Source organism: Paraburkholderia sp. PGU19, from assembly GCF_013426915.1.
GTDB lineage: Bacteria > Pseudomonadota > Gammaproteobacteria > Burkholderiales > Burkholderiaceae > Paraburkholderia.
The window spans coordinates 846,614-865,690 of record NZ_AP023181.1; the positions used below are offsets into that span (position 1 = coordinate 846,614).

Genomic DNA, 19,077 nt, shown 5'->3' on the forward strand with positions numbered 1-19,077 from the left:
TTTCGTGCGCGTCAGTAGTCGATGAACGAACGCAGCATTCTGTTGAACGCACCCGGATTCGCGACGTTCATGCCGTGCGAAGCGCCCGCTATCGTGCCTCGTTCCGCGAGATAGATCCAGCCTTCGAGACTTTCGACGTTATTGCGGAACATGCGCGGACTCTTCTGGCCGTCGATCAGCAGTGTCCGGCATGTCACCTGTGACGCCGTATCGCGCGAATAGGCGGGCAGCGGATCGAGAAACTGCTTGGGCAGCGTGCTGGCGTTGTCGATCGCCATCATTCGGAACGCGTCGCTGCTTTTTCGCCAGGCGCCCGGCGCGCTGACGGAATCGACGAACAGTTCGAGGCCAGGCTCCACGACGCCCTCCTCGATCATGCCGGCCACCTTGGCGCGCAATGCGTTCATCGCCGAGGGCAACGACGCTTCGCGCATGCCGTCGAGTTGCAACGGGCCGCCCGGATCGGCGAGCGTCAAGGTTTTGACGAGACGCGGATATTCGCGCGCAAACTGGAATGCGATGCATCCGCCGCGCGAGTGACCCACGAGGTGGACGGGCGCCAGATCCATCGCGACGATGAACTCAGCCAGTTCGCCGACGTGTTCCTGCCAGCCGAACTCGTTCTGGATGCACGCTTCGGCGGCCGGCCAATAGTGACTGAGGCTCGGCGCGATACAACGAAACTGCGCGGACAAGGGCGCGATCTGCGCGTCCCAGTAGCGGTAATCGCAGAGTGAACCGTGCACGAACACGAGGGGCTCGCCGGCGCCGCGCTCGACATAGGGAATGCAGATGCCCGATGCGACGGTCGCAAAACTCAGCTGGGGATCGGCGAGCAATGCGGGGTCTGTTCGCATGTTCATGGCAGTCACTGTCTCGCGGGTGTCGTGGTGGGGTTACTATGCAGGATTCGCGGGTGTAAGAAAAACGCGTAATTTGGATCGGAGGGATCAGGTTTTCTGATAGCTCGAGTTGGGGCGTGCGCTGGCGCCTTCGCGGCGCGGGCGGTTTGGTCTTTTTGCCTTTGCGGTGGCATCTGGTTTGGTTTTTCGGGCTTTGCGCTGGCATCCGCGTTATGCCTTCGTGCTTCATGCGTCGCCCCTGTGCGGGGCGGCACCTACTTTTCTTTGCCGCCGCAAAGAAAAGTAGGCAAAAGAAAGCGGCTCACACCGCCAGCTTTTGTTTTTGCCTGAGGGCCCCCAACCGGTCCTACGCTTCACACGGCGGCGTCTTCGTTTGCGTGCGTTGCCAACGCTTCGAATGAATGCCTCACCCACTTCAAGCACCCACGCCCGGGCTAGCGGCAGCGAATGGTATGTGCCGCCCAGGTGGCAAACTGTGTGTAGGTTGTAGCGGCTTATAGCCTGGCGCTCTTACAGGGTGGAACGCGTGCGCTATCGGTCCGGAGTGAGACGTTTGCAGTACTACGGCCAACACACAGTTTGCCACCTAGGCGGCGGCGGAATATCTGGCACGGTGTGCCGCAACGCGGGCGCGTGGAGTAGGTGAGGCGCTCTTTCAATGCGCTGGCAACGAACGTGGGTCACGTGGTTGCCGTGTGAAGTGCAAGAACCTTCGGGGGCCCTCAGGCAGGAAGAAGAATTGGCGGTGTGAGCCGCTTTCTTTTGCCTACTTTTCTTTGCGGCGGCAAAGAAAAGTAGGTGCCGCCCCGCACAGGGGCGACGCTTGAAGCAAGCTAACAAAACGCGGATGCCAGCGCAAAGCCCAAAAAACCAAACCGGATGCCAGCGCAAAGACAAAAAAACAAAACACAAAACCACTTGCGACTATTCAACAACGCCGTACGGCAACACCTCCTCCACCTCATCGGGACGATTCCGCGCCACGACCGCCCGCGCCGGCTCCGTCATGCTGAGATTGAAAGGCTGATGCGGCACGCCAGGAGGAATGAACAGAAAGTCCCCTGCTTCCGTGATGATCGACTGACGCAGACCCGGTCCATAACGGGTCTCCACGCGCCCTTCGAGCACATAGATTCCCGTTTCATAACCGCAATGGATGTGAGGCTCGGCATGCCCGCCGGGCGGAACGACGACGAGATGCATCGACAGGCCCTGCGCGCCCGCCGTCGTTGACGAAATGCCGACGAAGTACGGCAAGCGCTGCGTCGTGGCAATTTCCCTGTCGGGACGCACGACGACAAGTTGCGCGAGTTCGCGCTGTGAATCGTCTTCCATATGCGATTCTCCCGGTTCAGTGGGACGCAAAATACAGAGAGATTCTACGCCGGAGCGTCAGGCGCAAAGCCACATACGGCACGTCTCATGAAGCGTTCACTGAACATGCTATTGGCAACGCCAGAGACTTGTAGTCGGTGTATAAGAGTCGAACGCATCGACGACATCCGCGGAGCCATCGAACATGAAAAAACGCCAGTTCCTGACCAGCGCCGCTGCCATCGGCGTCAGCATCACGCCCGCACTCGGCGCTACGAATGCGAAAGCCGCCGCATGCGCTGCGGCTCCCGCGATACTCACCGTGTCCGGCGCGATCAAACGCGAGAATCGCGGCGCGCTCGATCCGGCATTCGATCCATTGATGGCGAAGCAACTCGTCAAATTCTCGTCGGCTTATACATTCGACTATCCGTCGCTCGCGAGTCTGCCCGCCGTCACCATCAAGCCAACCATCGAGTACGACGCGAAGCAGCACACGCTAAGCGGCCCATTGCTGGCCAAGGTACTCGAGCAGGCCGGCACACCCAGCGCGGGCGACACGAAGATTTCCTTGCGCGCCGTCGACGGATACGCAGTGTTGACCACACTCGACAACATTCGCGCGTGGCGCTTCATCGTCGCGACGCATATGGATGGCAAGCCGATGCCCTTGGGCGGCCTCGGTCCGCTATGGGCAATCTACGATGCCGACAAGATTCCGGAACTCGCAACAAAGCCGCTCAAGGATCGCTTCGTATTGTCTCCGTGGGGCCTTTATCAGATTCAGGTATCCGAGACATAAAGGCATGTTCATGCCGCCGCTTGTCCTTGATTGGCCAACGCGAGCGCGAGCCGCGCGCCGACCTCGGCATTGTGTTTTACCAGCGCGATATTGGTCGCAAGGCTACGCCCGCCTGTCAGCGCCTTGATGCGCGCCAGTAGAAACGGCGTCACGGCTTTTCCCGTGATGCCTTGCGTAGCGGCTTCTTCGAGCGCCTGCCGGGTCAACGTGTCGATCTCTTCGGACGGCATGGCGGCCGCCTCGGGCACGGGCGTGCTCAACACGACGCCGCCCGCGAGGCCCAGATCCCACTTGGCGCGAATGAAGCGTGCCTGCTCCGCCGCATCGTCGAGTCTGAAATCCGCGCGAAAGCCACTGTCGCGTGTATAAAACGCGGCGAAATTGTCCTGCCCACAACTGAGCACGGGCACACCATGCGTTTCCAGATATTCCAGTGTCAGCCCGATGTCGAGAATCGATTTCGCGCCCGCACAGACCACCGCGACCGACGTTTTCGCCAGTTCCTGCAAGTCCGCTGATATGTCGAAGGTCTCCGGCGCGCCGCGATGCACGCCGCCAATGCCGCCCGTCACGAATACCTCGATCCCCGCCAGCGCGGCGCATATCATCGTGCCTGCCACCGTCGTCGCGCCGAGTCCGCCGCTAGCCAGCACGGCCGGCAGATCGCGGCGGCTGACCTTGTGCACGTTGTCGGAGCGCGCAATCAGCTCGAGTTCGTCGTCCGACAATCCAATGCGGATACGCCCGCCGATCAGCGCGATCGTCGCGGGCTGAGCGCCGAGATCGCGGATCACCGCTTCCACTTCGCGCGCCGTCCGCACGTTCTGCGGGTAAGGCATACCGTGAGCGATGATCGTCGACTCCAGTGCGACTATCGGGCGGCCGGCCGCCTGCGCGGCCGCCACAGGTGCGCTGAACGTCAACCACGAGCGTGCGAGCTTCGAATCCATGTCGACAGGTTCCGCAATGTGATGCGCTCAAGTATGCAGCAGAACGCGCGTTCGGAATGACGACGCAGTATCGATGCGGCCCGACCGATAGCTACGCCCTTCAATCGCCATACAGCGAGTTGACGCATATCATCATGATTCCGAGAGCACACGCCGCGCTCACAACGGAAAAGCACAGACGTTCAGATGTAGAGCGTGTCGGACGATCGATTTCGGCCGGGAGGTGCCATGCAGCCTGCAAGTGCAATCAATCTGCTCCAGTCGAAGGAAGGTTCGCGTCTTCATGGCCCGGACCTCGCGCGTTGGCGCCGCTGGGGACCGTATCTGAGCGACCGCCAATGGGGCACCGTGCGCGAGGACTACAGCGAGTACGGCACCGCATGGGATTACTTTCCGCACGACCATGCGCGCAGCCGGATGTATCGCTGGGGCGAGGATGGCATCGCCGGCTTCGGCAATGATCCGCTCGACTGGTGCGTGTCACTGGCGCTCTGGAACGGACACGACCCCATCATCAAGGAACGACTGTTCGGCCTGACGAACGCGCAGGGCAATCACGGCGAGGACGTGAAGGAGCTTTACTTCTATCTGGACGGCACGCCGACGCATTCGTACATGAAGATGCTCTACAAGTATCCTCATCACGCGTACCCGTATCAGGACCTGATCGACGAAAACGCGCGGCGCGGCGCCGACCAGCCCGAATATGAAGTGCTCGATACGGGCGTGTTCGACGACAACCGCTACTTCGACGTCTGGATCGAATATGCGAAACACACGCATGACGATATCGTCATGCGTGTGACCGTCGAAAACCGCTCGGACCAGCCCGGCACGCTGCATGTGCTGCCGCAGTTCTGGGCGCGCAACCGGTGGGCGTGGTCGGGCAAGCCCGGCAAGCCATCGCTGACCTTGGAGCCGAATGCAGCCGAAGGCGCGCGGGTCATTGCGCGCAATCCCACGCTCGACACGATGATCGTGACGGCAGCAGCGCAGCAGCCCATCGAGTGGCTCTTCTGCGAAAACGAAACCAACTCGCGCCGCATTTTCGGCATCGACGGCGAAGGTCCGTTCAAGGACGGCTTCAACGACTATCTCGTCGATGGCGACGAACGCGCGATCCGCCGCGACAAGGGCACGCGCGCCGCCGCGCATTCGGTTCTCCAGCTTGGCCCGCATGGACAGTCGGTGCTGTATCTGCGCTGGCGACCCGAATCCGCTGTCGAGGCTGCGCCGCTCGATATGCCCGCGCTCTTCACGCGCCGTCAGGCAGAGGCCGACGAATTCTATGCGGCGCTTCAGCACGATATCGCCGATGCCGACGCGCGTCTCGTGCAACGCCAGGCGCTCGCCGGGATGCTATGGTCGAAGCAGTACTATCAGTTCGACGTGACGCGCTGGCACGACGGCGATCCCGGCCAGCCCGTGCCGCCGAAAGGCCGCAGGCGTGGCCGCAATGCGGACTGGCGGCACATGTGCAACGGCGACATCGTGTCGATGCCCGACAAATGGGAGTACCCGTGGTATGCATCGTGGGACCTCGCGTTTCATGCAGTCGCATTCGCTGTCGTCGATCCCGACTTTGCGAAGAAGCAATTGCAGCTGCTCGTGAAAGAGCGCTACATGCATCCCAACGGGCAATTGCCCGCCTACGAGTGGGCATTCGGCGATGCGAATCCGCCTGTGCATGCGTGGGCTACGTGGCGTGTCTATGAACTCGACCGCGAGATAACGGGTGTCGGCGATCACGAGTTTCTTGAAGTGATGTTCCATAAGCTGCTGCTCAATTTCTCGTGGTGGGTCAACCGCAAGGACGCCGACGACCGCAACATCTTCCAGGGCGGATTTCTCGGGCTCGACAATATCGGCATCTTCGATCGCTCTTCTCCGCTGCCGACGGGCGGCCGCATCGATCAGGCGGACGGCACCGCGTGGATGGCCTCGTATGCACTCGATCTGATGCAGATCGGACTCGAACTCGCGATGACGAACACGGCGTACGTCGAAATCGCAGTGAAGTTCTTCGAGCACTTTCTGTATATCGCGGAAGCCGTCAGTTGCGGCGGCGAAGTCTGCAATACAGGACTGTGGGACGGACGCGATGAATTCTTCTATGACGTGCTGCATCTTCCAGATGGCGCGCGCGTACCGATGCGCATTCGTTCGATCGTCGGCTTGATTCCGCTGTTCGCGGTGCACGTGCTCGACGAGCAGATACATGGCCATTTACCTGGATTGCGCGAACGGCTCGCATGGTTTCTCGATCACCGGCCGAATCTGGCACGGCTCGTATCGCGCTGGACGGAATCCGGCAAAGGCAACACATCCTTGCTCTCGCTCTTGCGCGGACACAGAATGAAATCGCTGCTCAAGCGCGCGCTCAATGAGGACGAATTCCTCTCCCCGTATGGCGTGCGGGCGCTCTCGCGTGTGCATCTCCAGGAACCGTATGTTTTCGATCATGACGGCGTGCATGTCTGCATCGAATATCAACCTGCCGAATCGGACTCGCGCGTGTTCGGCGGCAACTCCAACTGGCGCGGCCCCGTGTGGATACCCGTCAACTATCTGCTGATCGAATCGCTATACGAATTCCATCGTTACTATGGCGACGAGTTCCGCATCGAGCATCCAACAGGATCGGACCACTTCTCGTCGCTCAGCGAAGTCGCCGACGATCTCGCGCGGCGCGTCACGACCCTCTTCATGAAGAACGAGCAAGGCGTGCGGCCCGTGATGGCCGCGTATCCGATGCTGCAGGCGGACCCGCGTTCACAGGATCTGATCCTGTTCCATGAGTACTTTCACGGCGACAACGGGCGTGGTGTGGGCGCTTCGCATCAGACAGGGTGGACGGGACTCGTTGCGCTGCTGCTGCAGCCGCGCATGATGAGGCTGTCCCACGTCTCGCACGATGCGGTGCCCGTCCCAACGCAAATGAAGGAAGACACGATGGCCGCGGCGATGGGGCGTTAGCACGTCAGCGTTGCAACTGCGGAAAGAGACAAGGTTCTTCGACACTTCAAATCAAGGAGCAATGGATGGGTACTGAATCTCCTCCAGGCGAACTGGGTACGGCAGCGCCCGCGTTTTCGCTGCCCGCTACCGATGGCCGCACTTATGCACTCGACGACGTACGCGGTCCGAAAGGACTCGTCGTGATCTTCATGTGCAACCATTGTCCGTACGTGCGAGCCGCGTTGCCGCGGATCGTGCGCGATGCGCGAGATCTCGCGGCGCTGGGTATCGGCACCGTCGGGATCAACTCGAACGACAGCATTACCTATTCAGAAGACTCGTTCGAGCGCATGGTCGCGCTGTCGGCTGAATGGCAGTTGCCTTTCCCCTATCTGTTCGACAAAACGCAGCAAGTTGCGCGCGCCTATGATGCCGTCTGCACGCCGGAGTTTTACGGCTTCGATTCCGGGTTGCTGTTGCGATATCGCGGCAGACTGGATGCCTCGCGCAAAGACCCGCTTCCCGATGCGCGCCGCGACCTGTTCGAGGCCATGCAGCAGGTCGCGCAAACGGGTGCCGCACCCGACACGCAGTATCCGGCTTTCGGCTGTTCGATCAAGTGGAAGATAGAGTGAGCTAACAGGCCCTCGCTTGCCTCTCATGTCCGGACTTGCATAAGTTGCGCTTCGCAACTATAGTGGTTGCGAAGCGCAACTAGAGCAAAGATCATGGATATCATCGACACACCCATCCAATCCCGTGACTCAACCATCCTCGAACTGCGCGAGTTCTCGCGCAAGCTCGTGCGTGAACTGGGTTTCATGCGCGCCACGCTGGCGGACAGCGATCTCGCACCGTCGGCCGTGCACGCCATTCTTGAAATCGGCGCGACGCCGGGCATTCAGGCGCGCGATCTCGCTCATCTGCTACGGCTCGACAAGTCGAACGCAAGCAGACAGGTCGCCAAACTGGAAACGGCCGGGTTCATCGAGCGCACTGCATCGAGCGACGACGCACGCTCGTCGGAGCTTTACCTGACCAAAGCGGGCCAGCAACTGCGCAAGAAGATCGACAAGTTTGCGACCGATCAGGTGTCGAGCGCGCTGCGCAAGCTCGCGCCGTCCGATCAGCAGTCGTTGGTGCGTGCGCTCTCGCTGTACGCAAGCGCGCTCGAGCAGGACAATGATGCCAAAGAGCCGCAGCCAGCCCCTGCGTCAAACCTGCAGATCATCGAGGGCTATCAGCCCGGCTGTATTGGCGACATCGCCAGTCTTCACGCGCGCTACTATTCGGAGCATTCCGGCTTTGGCGCGTACTTCGAAAAGCTCGTTGCATCAGGGCTGGCCGAGTTTGCGGGCTCGCTTCCCGGTTCCAGCAGACAGCTTTGGCTCGTCTCGGACAACGGTCGCACGCTGGCATCGATCGCCATCGACGGAAATGCGGAGACCCGCGTCGCGCATTTGCGCTGGTTCATCGTCGACGATTCGCTGCGCGGTTTAGGTATCGGCAGGCAGTTGATGACGCGTGCAATGACGTTCGTCGACGAACGCTTCGACGAAACCTATTTGTGGACGTTCAAGGGCCTCGACGCCGCGCGTCATTTGTATGAAACGTTCTGCTTCCAGCTGGCCGAGGAGGCCGAGGGCACGCAGTGGGGGAAGGCCGTCGTCGAGCAACGCTTTGTTCGGCACAAAGCGTCTGTTAAACGGTCCCGCGCTAAAGCAGATTGAAGCGCGCAAGTTCCTCCGACAGCGCGTCCGCACTGGTGAACTTGTACGCATGCAGTCCCGCGTCGATGGCGCCCGTGACATTGGCATCGGAGTCGTCGATAAAGAGCGTCGCGTTCGCTTCGACGCCAAGCTGACGAACGCAGCCCAGATATGCCTGGGCAGCGGGTTTCGCGGCGCCGAATGCCGCCGACGGATAAACGTGCGCGCCGAATAGCTGCGCGACGGGCGGATTGAGATACCCGATATGGTCGGTGACGAGCCGGCAGTTGTTCGTCAGCACGGCGATCGGATGGCGATCGGCCACTTGAGCGGCGAGCGCTAACGTTTCCGTATCCGGCGTGATCGATGCATGCCGCGCTGTCAGCCAGTCGTCACGGCTGACGGCGCAACCCAGCATGTCGCCAAGCTCGCGAAGATACGCGTCGTCGGTAATCTCACCAGCATCGGCACGCGCTTCGAGGCCCGACTCCCAGATGGCGTGACGCACCGCTTCGGGTGGCTTGCCCGTCAGCTGCGCCATGCGTTGCGTGCGCGCCGCGCGATCGTAATGCGACAACACACCTTCCATATCGAACAGCACGAGCTTGATCGATGACCTCATGGTGCCGGCTCCGCATCAAAAGGATCCACACGATGGCGCATCCCGCCGTGCGGCGTCGAATGCGCGACGTTCTGATTGTGCCTTGATGTGCGGCCGGCCTGGTAGTTTTCAAAAAATGCGGCGATGAACCAGGCAGCGTTAGACGAAATTCAGTGCAATGCCGCCGAGCGGACCGTAATCGACATGAAACGTATCGCCCGCGCGCGCAGGAATGGGACTCGTGAATGAGCCGCTGAGAATCACATCGTTCGCGTTCAGCATTTCGTCATAAGGGGCGATCTTGTTCGCGAGCCACGCGACGCCCGTCGCCGGATGATTGAGCACGGCGGCTGCAAGACCGCTCTCTTCGACCGCGCCATTCCTGTAAAGCAACGCGCCGACCCAACGCAGGTCGACATCCATCGGGCGCACGGGACGGCCGCCCATCACGATGCCCGCGTTCGCCGCAAAGTCGGAAATCGTATCGAAGACCTTGCGCGGCGCTTTGGTCTCGCGGTCGAACTGCTCGATGCGCGCGTCGATGATCTCGACTGCGGGCGTCACATAGGCCGTTGCATCGAGCACATCAGTGAGCGTCACGCCGGGCCCTTTGAGCGGCCGCGCGAGTATGAACGCCAGTTCCACTTCGACACGCGGCGCAATGAAGCGATCGGCGCGAATGTCCTGTCCATTTTCGATGAACATATAGTCGAGAAGCGGCGCGTAGTCCGGTTCGTCGATCTGCGACGACCGCTGCATGGCGCGCGACGTCAAGCCTATCTTGCGTCCTTTGATCACGTGCCCTTCGGCGAGCTTCATCTTGACCCACTCACGTTGAATCGCGTAACCGTCCTCGATTGTCATCTCGGGATAGGCAGCGGAAAAATGCCGCAATTGCGTACGCGTTTTTTCGGCCTGGTCGAGTTTCCCGGCGAGTTCGCGGATAGTCGTCTGGTCTAACATGTTGAGTTCCCGGTGGTCGCGCTCAGCGTTTTATCAGCCCTTCAACCGCGTGTGCAGATTGTTGTGCTTCCACGTGCCAGCCTCGCTGAACTCGTTGATCTCCAGCGAAAGCGCCAGCCCGTGGTGATCGAATGCATCGGCAAAATGCTGCTTGATGACCTCGAATAACGCGTCGCCTGTTGCCTTCTTTGCATGCTCCGAACGGCCTGCGCCGATCTTCAGGTTCGCGTGCAGAAACGCGGCATCCGGCCTGCCGTCCGCGATGCAGTACTCATCGCAACGCACCGCGCGCACGCGTATGCCACCGAGCGGATAGACGCGTTGATCGTTCTCGCGTTGCGCATCGAGGCATTGTGCGAGCTTCCGGCAAAGCGTTCCAATGCTGTCTTCGTTCGCCAGATTGGCGCTGTATTCGAGCGTGAGATGCGGCACGGCAAATCTCCCTTGATCGATCAGGCGGGCAGCGGCGTAACGGGGAAAATCGCGTTGATCTGCCCTGTTCCCGAACTGCCGAAATAAGGCGTCACGACTTCGACCTTGCCTTCATAGCGATCCCAGCCGAGCGCGCCAAGCAGCATCGCCGTGTCGTGCATGCCGCCCTCGCCCCAGCATTTTTCGTTGTAGAGCGGCAGCATGCCGCAGAACGTTTTCCAGTCGCCCTTTTCCCACAGTGACACCACATGCCGGTCGGTCTGTTCGAGAAACGGGTCCCACACCTTGTGCATGAACTGTTCGGCCGTGCCGTTGTTCGCGAAGTGATGACTCAGGGAGCCGCTCGCGAGAATCGCCACCGTGCCGTCGTAGCGTTCCTCGATGGCTTTGCGCACGGCCAGTCCGAAGCGCGCGCTGGTCGGCAGGTCGTGCCACATGCACCACCCTGCAACCGATATCGTCTTGAAGCGTTGGTCCGCGTTCATGTAGCGCATCGGGACCAGCGTGCCGTATTCGAGTTCAAGTGAGGTTTCGCTATGTGCGCGGCTTTTCACCCCCATTTCGTCTGCGACTTCGGCGATCAGCTTGCCAAGTTGCACATTGCCCGGATACGCATAGGCCATGTTGTTGATGAAATGCGGCAGTTCGTTGCTCGTATAAACGCCTTCGAATTTCGGCGCGCAGTTGATGTGGTATTCGCTATTGACCAGCCAGTGCACGTCAAAAACGATGATCGTATCGACGCCCAGTTCGCGGCAACGACGGCCGATTTCATGATGTCCATCGATCGCAGCCTGGCGGCAGCCTTTATGCGGCCCATCCAGTTCCGACAAATACATCGAAGGCACGTGGGTCACTTTTGCGGCCAGTGCGAGCTTGCCCATCGTGTTCTCCCTTTCAGATGCGAATGGCTGGGTTGTGCGTCGTGCGGAAAGATCAGACGCCCCAGCGCGGAATGTGATGCGAGCCGAGCGATACGCAAATGTTCTTCGGTTCGAGAAACACTTCATAACTCCATGTGCCGCCTTCACGTCCGACGCCCGATGCCTTGGTACCGCCAAACGGCTGACGCAGATCACGCACGTTCTGGCTGTTCACGAAGCACATGCCTGCCTCAATAGCAGCCGCCACACGATGTGCGCGGCCCGTGTTCTCGGTCCACACGTAGCTGGAAAGTCCGTACGAAATATCGTTGGCGAGTCGAATCGCTTCGGCTTCGTCGTCGAATGGAATCAGGCACGCGACGGGTCCGAAGATCTCTTCCTGCGCGATACGCATGCGGTTGTCGACATCGACGAACACCGTCGGCGCGACGAAGTTGCCGCGCTTCAACGCGTCAGGCAAAGACGGCGCGTCGAGTCCGCCGCATGCGAGGGTCGCGCCTTCTTTCGGACCCAGTTCGATATAGCTGCGTACCTTCGCCAGATGCGCCTGGCTGATCATCGGGCCGATGATCGTCTGCTCGCTGAGCGGATCGCCGACGCTCAGGCGCCTTGCGCGTTCGATGAACCGCTCCGCGAAAGTCGCGTAGATCGACTTCTGCACGAGAATGCGCGAGCCCGCCGTGCAGCGTTCGCCATTGTTCGAGAAGATCATGAACACGGCGGCATCGAGCGCGCGTTCGAAATCGGCGTCGTCGAAAATCACGAATGGCGACTTGCCGCCCAGTTCCATCGAGAACTTCTTTAGCCCGGCTGTCTGCACGATCCGGTTGCCCGTCGCGGTGGAACCAGTAAAGGAAATCGCGTGCACGTCGGGATGCGCGACGAGCGGCTCGCCCGCGTCCTTGCCATAGCCATGCACGACATTCAGCACGCCCGCAGGAATGCCCGCTTCCAGCGCGAGATTGCCGAGCATCGACGCCGTTAGCGGCGACAGCTCGCTCATCTTCAGCACGGCCGTATTGCCGAATGCGAGACACGGCGCGACTTTCCACGTCGCCGTCATGAACGGCACATTCCACGGCGAAATCAGCGCGCACACGCCGACGGGACGAAACAGCGTGTAGTTCAGATGCGAATCGGTCGGATACGTGTGACCGTCGACACGCGTGCACATCTCCGCAAAGTACGTGAAGTTGTCGGCGGCACGCGGCACCAGTTGCTTGCGCGTTTGCGAAATGGTTTGCCCGTGTCGCGTGTTTCCGTATCGGAGAGTTCCGGCACGTTCTTCGCGATCAGCTCGCCGAGCTTGCGCACGAGCTTCGCGCGCTCGCTGGCGGGCTTTGCGGCCCATGCGGGAAACGCGTCTTTCGCGGCGCGCACGGCGGCGTCGATATCTTCCGCCGTACCGCTCGCGACTTCGGCGAGTACTTCCTGCGTGGCCGGGTTCACCGTTTCGAAGTAATCGCGCGCGGCCTTCGGTTTGCCGTTGATCAGATGTTCGATTCGCATGGCGGGTCCTGAGTGATCAGTCGCGGTTGAAGTCCGCGTCGGAAACGATCGCGTTGACGAGACGGCCCAAGCCGTCTATTTCGCAGACGACTTCATCGCCCGCATTCACATTGACGACGCCCTCGGGCGTGCCCGTCAGAATGATGTCGCCGGGCGCGAGCGTCATGAAGCTGCTGAGGTATTCGATCAGCGCGGGAATGTCCGTCACCAGATCGCGCGTGTTGCCCTTCTGATGCAGCGTGCCGTTCACGTAGGTACGCAATTCGAGTTGCGCGACATCGGCGATATCCGCGGCATCGACGAACCAGGGGCCGAGTACCGTGCCGCCGTCGCGGTTCTTCACGCGCAGATTCGGCCGATAGTAATTCTCCAGATAGTCGCGAATCGCGTAGTCGTTCGCGATCATGTAACCGGCCACGTATTGCATTGCGTCGGCGCGCGTCACCTCTTTCGCCGGCCGGCCAATGACGACAGCAAGCTCGCACTCGTAGTGCATGAACGTCACATCGGAAGGACGCCGCGTGACACCGCAATGACCGATCACGCTGCCCGCGCCCTTGAGAAAAACAAGCGGCTCTTCCTGTTTCGAGAACTGAAGTTCTTTTGCGTGCTCCGCGTAATTCAGTCCGAGCGCGAAGATCGTGCCGGGCTGAATGGGCGCAAGCCAGACGACTTCATCCTCGCGGCACACACGGCCATCGGCGAGACGCACGCCGCGTTCGTGCGGATACGCTTCGTGGATTGCGCCTGCATAGGCAACACGGCCGCGCATCATCGTCCGTCTCCTTCTTTTGCCGCCATCGAGAAACACAACGGCGGCCAATCGCCGATTGCAATGCTGATTTCGTCACCCGCATGCGCGATGGGCGCGCCGTGCGGGACGCCCAATGTCAGCACGTCGCCGGGTGCGAGCGTCATGAAGTCGGTCACGTCGGCAATCAGACGCGCGACGTTGCGAATCGATGTGGACGTGTTCGCGATGAACGGCTCCTTTCCTTCGATGCTGATCGCGACACGCAGCGCATCGGGATTTGCCACGTGCCGACACGCGACGACGGCAGGACCGATCACACAAAAGCCATCGCGCGCACGGAATCTCACCGAAGGGCGATAAACGCTTGCGTGAGGCACGCAAAGGTCGGCCACGATCGTATAGCCCGCGACATACGACAACGCGTCCTCGACGCTGACTCGGCATGCCGTACGCCCGATCACGACGCCGAGCGAGCCGCCTGCCTGCACGCCTTGCTCGTCGTCCGGAACCACGACGCTCGCGTGATGACCGGCGAATGTATTGCGCGGCTTCACGTACAACACGGGTGCTTTCGGCGGCGCCTTATAGGGCGCAGCGTTGACCGCGTCGCCGAGTGCATCGAGCGCGGCACGATCGTTCAGCAGCGTTCCGTAGACCGTGCCGTCCACAGGCGGCCTGCATATCGATCCACCCGCAAGCAGCGCGCTTACGGTCAGCGCATCGACATCGCGTGCGAACGGCTCGGCTGCGAGATGAATCCGGTGATCGTCGAGTGCGAACATGGCTTGCCTGCATCCGTCATTCACTAACATCTTAGTAGTATTCGCGCCGAGCCGGTCGCGGTCAAGCGCATTGGCTTGTTGCGCGGGTTTTCCCTGGCGCAGCGCGTGCAAGTGCTTCGAGCCGCAAAAAGAATGCGAAAAACTGGTATGACCAGTGTTCCACCGGGTCGACAAGTCGCCTGGAACCCGGAACAATGGACACCAAGTCATATATAAGACTGGACCTCGCGTGCACGTCCACAGTGCACGCGCACGTCGGCTGACATGTGCATGCGCGGCTTGCGGCCGGTCTGTCGGTGGAATTCACTTCAATCGTTTCAGGAATCGCAACATGCAGACAAAATCCGTGCTGACGGTCGCCGAGTCGACGAAAATCATCGAAGCGGCACGCGCCGAAGCCGAACGCAACCAGTGGGCCGTCACGATCGCGGTGGTGGACGACGGCGGCCACTTGCTGTCGCTGCTGCGCCTCGACAACTGCGCGCCCGTCGGCGCCTACATCGCGACGGATAAAGCCCGCACCGCCGCGCTCGGCCGCCGCGAATCGAAGCAGTATGAGGACATGATCAACAACGGCCGCACCGCGTTCCTGAGCGCGCCGCTGTCGGGTACGCTGGAAGGCGGCGTGCCCGTTGTGGTAGATGGTCAGGTGATCGGCGCCGTCGGTGTGTCCGGCGTCAAGGCCGATCAGGATGCGCAAGTGGCAAAGGCCGGTGCTGCGGCCGTTGCCAGCCACGCGAACGGCTGAATGCCGCGCCAACAAGAAGAATTTGACCCAACGAATTTGCCCCTCTTGGAACAGCCCATGACTCAATTGACCCAACGCGGCGGATTGCAGGTCGCCACGAACCTCGAACAGTTCATCGAAAAGGAAGCCCTGCCTGGAACCGGTGTCGATAGCGCCGCGTTCTGGGCTGGTTTCGATGCCCTTGTGCACGATCTCGCGCCGAAGAACCGCGCGCTGCTCGCCGAACGCGACCGCCTGCAGGTCGAACTGGACACATGGCATCGGGCGAATCCGGGCCCGGTGCGTGACCTGCGCGCGTATCGCGGCTTCCTCGAAAGCATCGGCTATATCGTGCCGACGCCGGCCGGCGTGAAAGCGACGACCGACAACGTCGACCGCGAAATCGCCGAACAGGCCGGCCCGCAGCTGGTCGTGCCGCTGTCGAACCAGCGTTACGCGCTGAACGCCGCGAACGCGCGCTGGGGCAGCCTGTACGACGCGCTGTACGGCACCGATGCAATCGACGAAACCGACGGCGCCGAACGCACCGCGAAGTTCAACCCGGTACGCGGCGCGCGCGTGATCGCGTTCGCGCGCAAGTTCCTCGACGACGCCGCGCCGCTCGCAAACGCGTCGCATAAGGACGCGACCGGCTATCGCATCGAGAACGGCAAGCTGAGCGTTGCACTGAAGAATGGCACGGCCACGCTGCAGGACGAAGCGCAATTCATCGGCTATCAGGGCGACGCGAATGCGCCGACGGCCGTGCTGCTCAAGCACAACGGCCTGCACTTCGAAATCCAGATCGACGCGAACGATCCGATCGGCAAGACCGACCCCGCGCACGTCAAGGACGTGTTGATGGAAGCGGCCGTCAGCACGATCATCGATTGCGAGGACTCGGTCGCCGCCGTCGATGCCGACGACAAAGTACTGCTCTATCGCAACTGGCTCGGCCTGATGGTCGGCAATCTGACGGAAGAAGTCACGAAGGGTGGCAAGACATTCACGCGCCGCCTGAACGCGGACCGCGAATATCAAGGCGCGAACGGCCAACCTGTGAAGCTGCATGGCCGCTCGCTGCTGTTCATCCGCAACGTCGGCCATCTGATGACGAACCCGGCCGTGCTCGACCGCGACGGCAACGAGATTCCCGAAGGCATTCTCGATGGCGTCGTCACGACGCTGTGCGCGCTGCACGACCGCACGCACAAGCTCAATTCGCGCACAGGCTCGATCTATGTCGTCAAGCCGAAGATGCATGGCCCGGCTGAAGTCGCGTTCGCAAGCGAACTGTTCTCGCGCGTCGAAGATCTGCTCGGCCTCGCGCGCAACACGATCAAGATGGGCATCATGGACGAGGAGCGCCGCACCAGCGTGAACCTCGCCGCGTGTATCGGCCAGGCTTCGTCGCGCGTCGCGTTCATCAACACGGGCTTCCTCGACCGCACGGGCGACGAGATGCACAGCTCGATGGAAGCGGGCCCGATGATGCGCAAGGGCGATATGAAGTCGAGCAAGTGGATCGCCGCCTATGAGCGCAGCAACGTGCTCGTCGGCCTCGCTGCGGGGCTGCGCGGCCGCGCGCAGATCGGCAAGGGCATGTGGGCGATGCCCGACCTGATGAAGGCGATGCTCGAACAGAAGATCGGCCATCCGAAGGCAGGTGCGAACACGGCATGGGTGCCCTCGCCCACGGCCGCGACGCTGCATGCGCTGCACTATCACCAGGTCGACGTGCAGGCGGTTCAGAAGGAACTGGAGCGCACGGACTTCGCCGGCGTGCGCGATGAACTGCTGGACGGGCTGCTGACGATTCCCGTCGTCGAGCGCGCGCAATGGAGCGACGAGGAGATTCGCAGCGAAGTCGAGAACAACGCGCAGGGCATTCTCGGCTATGTGGTGCGGTGGATCGATCAGGGCGTCGGTTGTTCGAAGGTGCCGGACATTCACAACGTCGGCCTGATGGAAGACCGCGCGACGCTGCGCATTTCGAGCCAGCACATCGCGAACTGGCTGCGTCACGGCGTCATCAAGGCTGAGTTCGTGCGCGAGACGATGGAGCGCATGGCGGCCGTCGTCGATCAGCAAAACGCTAGCGATCCGAGCTACAAACCGATGGCGCCGAACTTCGATAGTTCGATCGCGTTCAAGGCGGCGTGCGCGCTGGTGTTCGAAGGTTGCGCGCAACCGAGTGGTTACACGGAACCGTTGCTGCACAAGTTCCGTTTGCAACTGAAGGCAGCGGGCAAAGCGTAATTTCACGCGCTTCCTGACTGCATCAAGTCAAAACGCCGGTGGGTCTTTAAAAGCCCGCCGGCGTTTCTGCTTTCAATGGCACAGTTCTTCTAGCCGCATGCCGTTCGTCTTCGGCCCGAAACCGCCAATCGAAATCATCACCACGAGCATGCACACCGTAATCCCGACGAACACGCCCGCCACGCCAAACTCACGCAGCAGATGCGCGATCATGAAGCCCGACATCATCGCACCGACGCGGCTCGCGGAATAGACGATCCCATTCGCGCGGCAACGGACTCGCGTCGGAAACAGTTCGGCCTGGTACGCGTGATAGCAAACCGAGATGGTCTGTCCCGCGAGGCTGATGAGCACGCCCAGCACGATCAGCGGCACCACTGTTTTCACCTGGCCGAACATCAGCCCGAACACGACGACTGCAAACGCGGAGCCGACGATCAGCCATTTGCGCTGGACCTTGTCGGCGAACAACATTGCGAGCAATGGCCCGCAAGGCAGCGCAATCGCGATGATGAACGAATACAGCAAGCTCTTCGTCACCGTAATGCCCTGACCGATCAGCAGCGTCGGCACCCAGTTAGCGAATCCGTAGTAGCCGATCGCCTGGCAGAAGTTGAACACGATCAGCATGATAAGGCGCGAGCGGTACGGCGGTTGCCACAATTCGGCCAGCGAGGCGCGGCGATGCACCGGTTGTTCGACGACAGGAAGCGGCGCGGGGAGCGCGCGGCCGGTCTGCTTTAGGGCCATCTCTTCCATTTTCCTGACCACGCGCTCGCCGCGTTCGACGTGTCCATGACTTGCGAGCCAACGTGGACTTTCCGGCACGACCAGCCGGATGAACCACACGATCACCGCGCCAGCCGAGCCCAGCAGCACGACCCAGCGCCAGCCGTCGATACCCGCCAACGTAATCGGCACGAGCCAGTACGAGAGAATCGCGGCGGCAGGTGCGGCAGCGAACATCACGGCCTGATTGAACGCCATCGCGCGGCCCCGCATGTGCTGAGGTACGAGTTCGGTGATATAGCTGTCGATGGTCACGATCTCGATGCCGACGCCGATGCCCGTGATGAAGCGCCACAGGATCAGCCCTTCCGGCGAGGTCTGAAACGCCATGATCGCGGAGCCGATCGAATACCACAGCAGCGAAATCGTGAAGACCTTGCGCCGCCCGAAGCGGTCCGGCAACCAGCCGAAGCAGAACGTGCCGACGAACAGGCCCGCGAACGTCGATGCGATAAACCCCGCAATACCCTGAAGGCCGAAGAACGATTCCGTCGTGGTCTTGAGCAACCCGCTCTTCGCCATGCCCGGCGCGATATAGCCGGTGAAGATCAGATCGTAGACCTCAAAGAAGCCGCCAAGCGAGATCAGCAGCACGAGCATCCATAGATGCCGCGTGACGGGCAAGCGATCCATCCGCGCCGACAACGCCGCAGCGGCGCGCAAATGAGTCTGTGCATCGGAAGGCGCAAACGGGGGATTGTCTGCTGTGATAGTGCGCTGCATGAATGTCTCCTGATGTTCACCATCAGCCTTTAGTTAGTTTGGATACCTGATGGCTTAT

At 61.1% G+C, this 19,077-nt stretch carries 17 protein-coding genes and 1 pseudogene; 6 read left to right on the forward strand and 12 right to left on the reverse strand.

Translation table 11 applies throughout. From position 1 onward, the window contains the following. Positions 1–11: 11 nt before the first annotated feature. Both H1204_RS33695 and H1204_RS33700 read right to left on the reverse strand, forming a co-directional pair. Positions 12–863 (reverse strand): alpha/beta hydrolase, encoded by an 852-nt coding sequence (locus H1204_RS33695; RefSeq protein WP_180734830.1) that lies wholly within the window; start codon positions 861–863, stop codon positions 12–14. Positions 864–1,787: 924 nt separating this feature from the next. Continuing rightward, positions 1,788–2,198, reverse strand: a complete 411-nt coding sequence (locus tag H1204_RS33700; protein ID WP_180734831.1) for a cupin domain-containing protein — start codon at positions 2,196–2,198, stop codon at positions 1,788–1,790. 184 nt (positions 2,199–2,382) lie between these two features. On the opposite strand from H1204_RS33700, the gene H1204_RS33705 reads away from it, so the two are divergent. Then, positions 2,383–2,979, forward strand: a complete 597-nt coding sequence (locus tag H1204_RS33705) for a molybdopterin-dependent oxidoreductase (protein WP_180734832.1) — start codon at positions 2,383–2,385, stop codon at positions 2,977–2,979. Between the two features lie 8 nt (positions 2,980–2,987). Here H1204_RS33705 and H1204_RS33710 read toward each other — a convergent pair whose 3' ends face one another. Further along, positions 2,988–3,929, reverse strand: coding sequence for a pseudouridine-5'-phosphate glycosidase (locus H1204_RS33710; RefSeq protein ID WP_180734833.1), 942 nt, complete (start codon positions 3,927–3,929; stop codon positions 2,988–2,990). 228 nt (positions 3,930–4,157) lie between these two features. On the opposite strand from H1204_RS33710, the gene H1204_RS33715 reads away from it, so the two are divergent. The 3 genes from H1204_RS33715 (at position 4,158) to H1204_RS33725 (ending at position 8,617) form a co-directional block, all read left to right on the forward strand. Then, a complete protein-coding gene (locus tag H1204_RS33715) occupies positions 4,158–6,905 on the forward strand; it encodes a glucosidase (protein WP_180734834.1) in 2,748 nt (915 codons plus the stop codon). Between the two features lie 65 nt (positions 6,906–6,970). Continuing rightward, positions 6,971–7,522 (forward strand): thioredoxin family protein, encoded by a 552-nt coding sequence (locus tag H1204_RS33720; protein ID WP_180734835.1) that lies wholly within the window; start codon positions 6,971–6,973, stop codon positions 7,520–7,522. A 93-nt stretch (positions 7,523–7,615) separates the two neighbouring features. Continuing rightward, complete coding sequence (locus H1204_RS33725; protein ID WP_180734836.1) at positions 7,616–8,617, forward strand: helix-turn-helix domain-containing GNAT family N-acetyltransferase; 1,002 nt, start codon at positions 7,616–7,618, stop codon at positions 8,615–8,617. On the opposite strand, the gene H1204_RS33730 is transcribed toward H1204_RS33725, so the two are convergent. The 8 genes and pseudogenes from H1204_RS33730 to H1204_RS33760 all read right to left on the reverse strand — a co-directional run bounded on the left by H1204_RS33730 (position 8,604) and on the right by H1204_RS33760 (position 14,521). Next, positions 8,604–9,218 carry an HAD family phosphatase gene (locus H1204_RS33730; protein ID WP_180734837.1) on the reverse strand — a complete coding sequence of 205 codons (615 nt, stop codon included), beginning with the start codon at positions 9,216–9,218 and terminating at the stop codon, positions 8,604–8,606. The genes H1204_RS33725 and H1204_RS33730 overlap by 14 nt on opposite strands. Positions 9,219–9,356: 138 nt before the next feature. Next, positions 9,357–10,160: a 2-oxo-hept-4-ene-1,7-dioate hydratase gene (hpaH, locus tag H1204_RS33735; protein WP_180734838.1), complete on the reverse strand. Its 804-nt coding sequence runs from the start codon at positions 10,158–10,160 to the stop codon at positions 9,357–9,359. Between the two features lie 33 nt (positions 10,161–10,193). After that, on the reverse strand, positions 10,194–10,592 hold the full coding sequence (locus H1204_RS33740; protein ID WP_180734839.1) for a 5-carboxymethyl-2-hydroxymuconate Delta-isomerase: 399 nt from the start codon (positions 10,590–10,592) through the stop codon (positions 10,194–10,196). A 20-nt stretch (positions 10,593–10,612) separates the two neighbouring features. Continuing rightward, a complete protein-coding gene (gene hpaD, locus H1204_RS33745) occupies positions 10,613–11,476 on the reverse strand; it encodes a 3,4-dihydroxyphenylacetate 2,3-dioxygenase (RefSeq protein ID WP_180734840.1) in 864 nt (287 codons plus the stop codon). 52 nt (positions 11,477–11,528) lie between these two features. Continuing rightward, positions 11,529–12,827, reverse strand: a complete 1,299-nt coding sequence (gene hpaE / locus H1204_RS33750; protein WP_243468947.1) for a 5-carboxymethyl-2-hydroxymuconate semialdehyde dehydrogenase — start codon at positions 12,825–12,827, stop codon at positions 11,529–11,531. Continuing rightward, positions 12,749–12,985: pseudogene (locus tag H1204_RS51735) on the reverse strand (aldehyde dehydrogenase family protein); the annotation flags it as partial. The pseudogene H1204_RS51735 and the gene hpaE, both read right to left, overlap by 79 nt. Positions 12,986–13,001: 16 nt before the next feature. Further along, entirely contained in the window at positions 13,002–13,760 is a 759-nt protein-coding gene (locus H1204_RS33755; RefSeq protein WP_180734841.1) for a fumarylacetoacetate hydrolase family protein, read from the reverse strand. Next, entirely contained in the window at positions 13,757–14,521 is a 765-nt protein-coding gene (locus tag H1204_RS33760) for a fumarylacetoacetate hydrolase family protein (protein ID WP_180734842.1), read from the reverse strand. Before H1204_RS33760 ends, H1204_RS33755 begins: the two co-directional genes overlap by 4 nt. Before the next feature lie 331 nt (positions 14,522–14,852). Here H1204_RS33760 and H1204_RS33765 point away from each other — a divergent pair, with 331 nt between their 5' ends. Together H1204_RS33765 and H1204_RS33770 are read left to right on the forward strand one after the other, a co-directional pair. Beyond that, complete coding sequence (locus H1204_RS33765) at positions 14,853–15,269, forward strand: heme-binding protein (protein ID WP_054931768.1); 417 nt, start codon at positions 14,853–14,855, stop codon at positions 15,267–15,269. A gap of 57 nt (positions 15,270–15,326) precedes the next feature. Next, positions 15,327–17,507: a malate synthase G gene (locus tag H1204_RS33770; protein ID WP_180734843.1), complete on the forward strand. Its 2,181-nt coding sequence runs from the start codon at positions 15,327–15,329 to the stop codon at positions 17,505–17,507. Between the two features lie 72 nt (positions 17,508–17,579). Here the strand turns inward: H1204_RS33770 and H1204_RS33775 are convergent, their stop codons facing one another. Next, entirely contained in the window at positions 17,580–19,019 is a 1,440-nt protein-coding gene (locus tag H1204_RS33775) for an MFS transporter (protein ID WP_180734844.1), read from the reverse strand. Positions 19,020–19,077 lie beyond the last annotated feature (58 nt).

What these genes read in the sequence shown, in the direction of transcription:
- H1204_RS33695 (WP_180734830.1), bottom strand. Translation starts at nt 863, where the DNA reads ATGAACATGCGAACAGACCCCGCATTGCTCGCCGATCCCCAGCTGAGT.
- H1204_RS33700 (WP_180734831.1), bottom strand. Translation starts at nt 2,198, where the DNA reads ATGGAAGACGATTCACAGCGCGAACTCGCGCAACTTGTCGTCGTGCGT.
- H1204_RS33705 (WP_180734832.1), top strand. Translation starts at nt 2,383, where the DNA reads ATGAAAAAACGCCAGTTCCTGACCAGCGCCGCTGCCATCGGCGTCAGC.
- H1204_RS33710 (WP_180734833.1), bottom strand. Translation starts at nt 3,929, where the DNA reads ATGGATTCGAAGCTCGCACGCTCGTGGTTGACGTTCAGCGCACCTGTG.
- H1204_RS33715 (WP_180734834.1), top strand. Translation starts at nt 4,158, where the DNA reads ATGCAGCCTGCAAGTGCAATCAATCTGCTCCAGTCGAAGGAAGGTTCG.
- H1204_RS33720 (WP_180734835.1), top strand. Translation starts at nt 6,971, where the DNA reads ATGGGTACTGAATCTCCTCCAGGCGAACTGGGTACGGCAGCGCCCGCG.
- H1204_RS33725 (WP_180734836.1), top strand. Translation starts at nt 7,616, where the DNA reads ATGGATATCATCGACACACCCATCCAATCCCGTGACTCAACCATCCTC.
- H1204_RS33730 (WP_180734837.1), bottom strand. Translation starts at nt 9,218, where the DNA reads ATGAGGTCATCGATCAAGCTCGTGCTGTTCGATATGGAAGGTGTGTTG.
- hpaH (WP_180734838.1), bottom strand. Translation starts at nt 10,160, where the DNA reads ATGTTAGACCAGACGACTATCCGCGAACTCGCCGGGAAACTCGACCAG.
- hpaD (WP_180734840.1), bottom strand. Translation starts at nt 11,476, where the DNA reads ATGGGCAAGCTCGCACTGGCCGCAAAAGTGACCCACGTGCCTTCGATG.
- hpaE (WP_243468947.1), bottom strand. Translation starts at nt 12,827, where the DNA reads ATGGGCCGCAAAGCCCGCCAGCGAGCGCGCGAAGCTCGTGCGCAAGCT.
- H1204_RS33755 (WP_180734841.1), bottom strand. Translation starts at nt 13,760, where the DNA reads ATGATGCGCGGCCGTGTTGCCTATGCAGGCGCAATCCACGAAGCGTAT.
- H1204_RS33760 (WP_180734842.1), bottom strand. Translation starts at nt 14,521, where the DNA reads ATGTTCGCACTCGACGATCACCGGATTCATCTCGCAGCCGAGCCGTTC.
- H1204_RS33765 (WP_054931768.1), top strand. Translation starts at nt 14,853, where the DNA reads ATGCAGACAAAATCCGTGCTGACGGTCGCCGAGTCGACGAAAATCATC.
- H1204_RS33770 (WP_180734843.1), top strand. Translation starts at nt 15,327, where the DNA reads ATGACTCAATTGACCCAACGCGGCGGATTGCAGGTCGCCACGAACCTC.
- H1204_RS33775 (WP_180734844.1), bottom strand. Translation starts at nt 19,019, where the DNA reads ATGCAGCGCACTATCACAGCAGACAATCCCCCGTTTGCGCCTTCCGAT.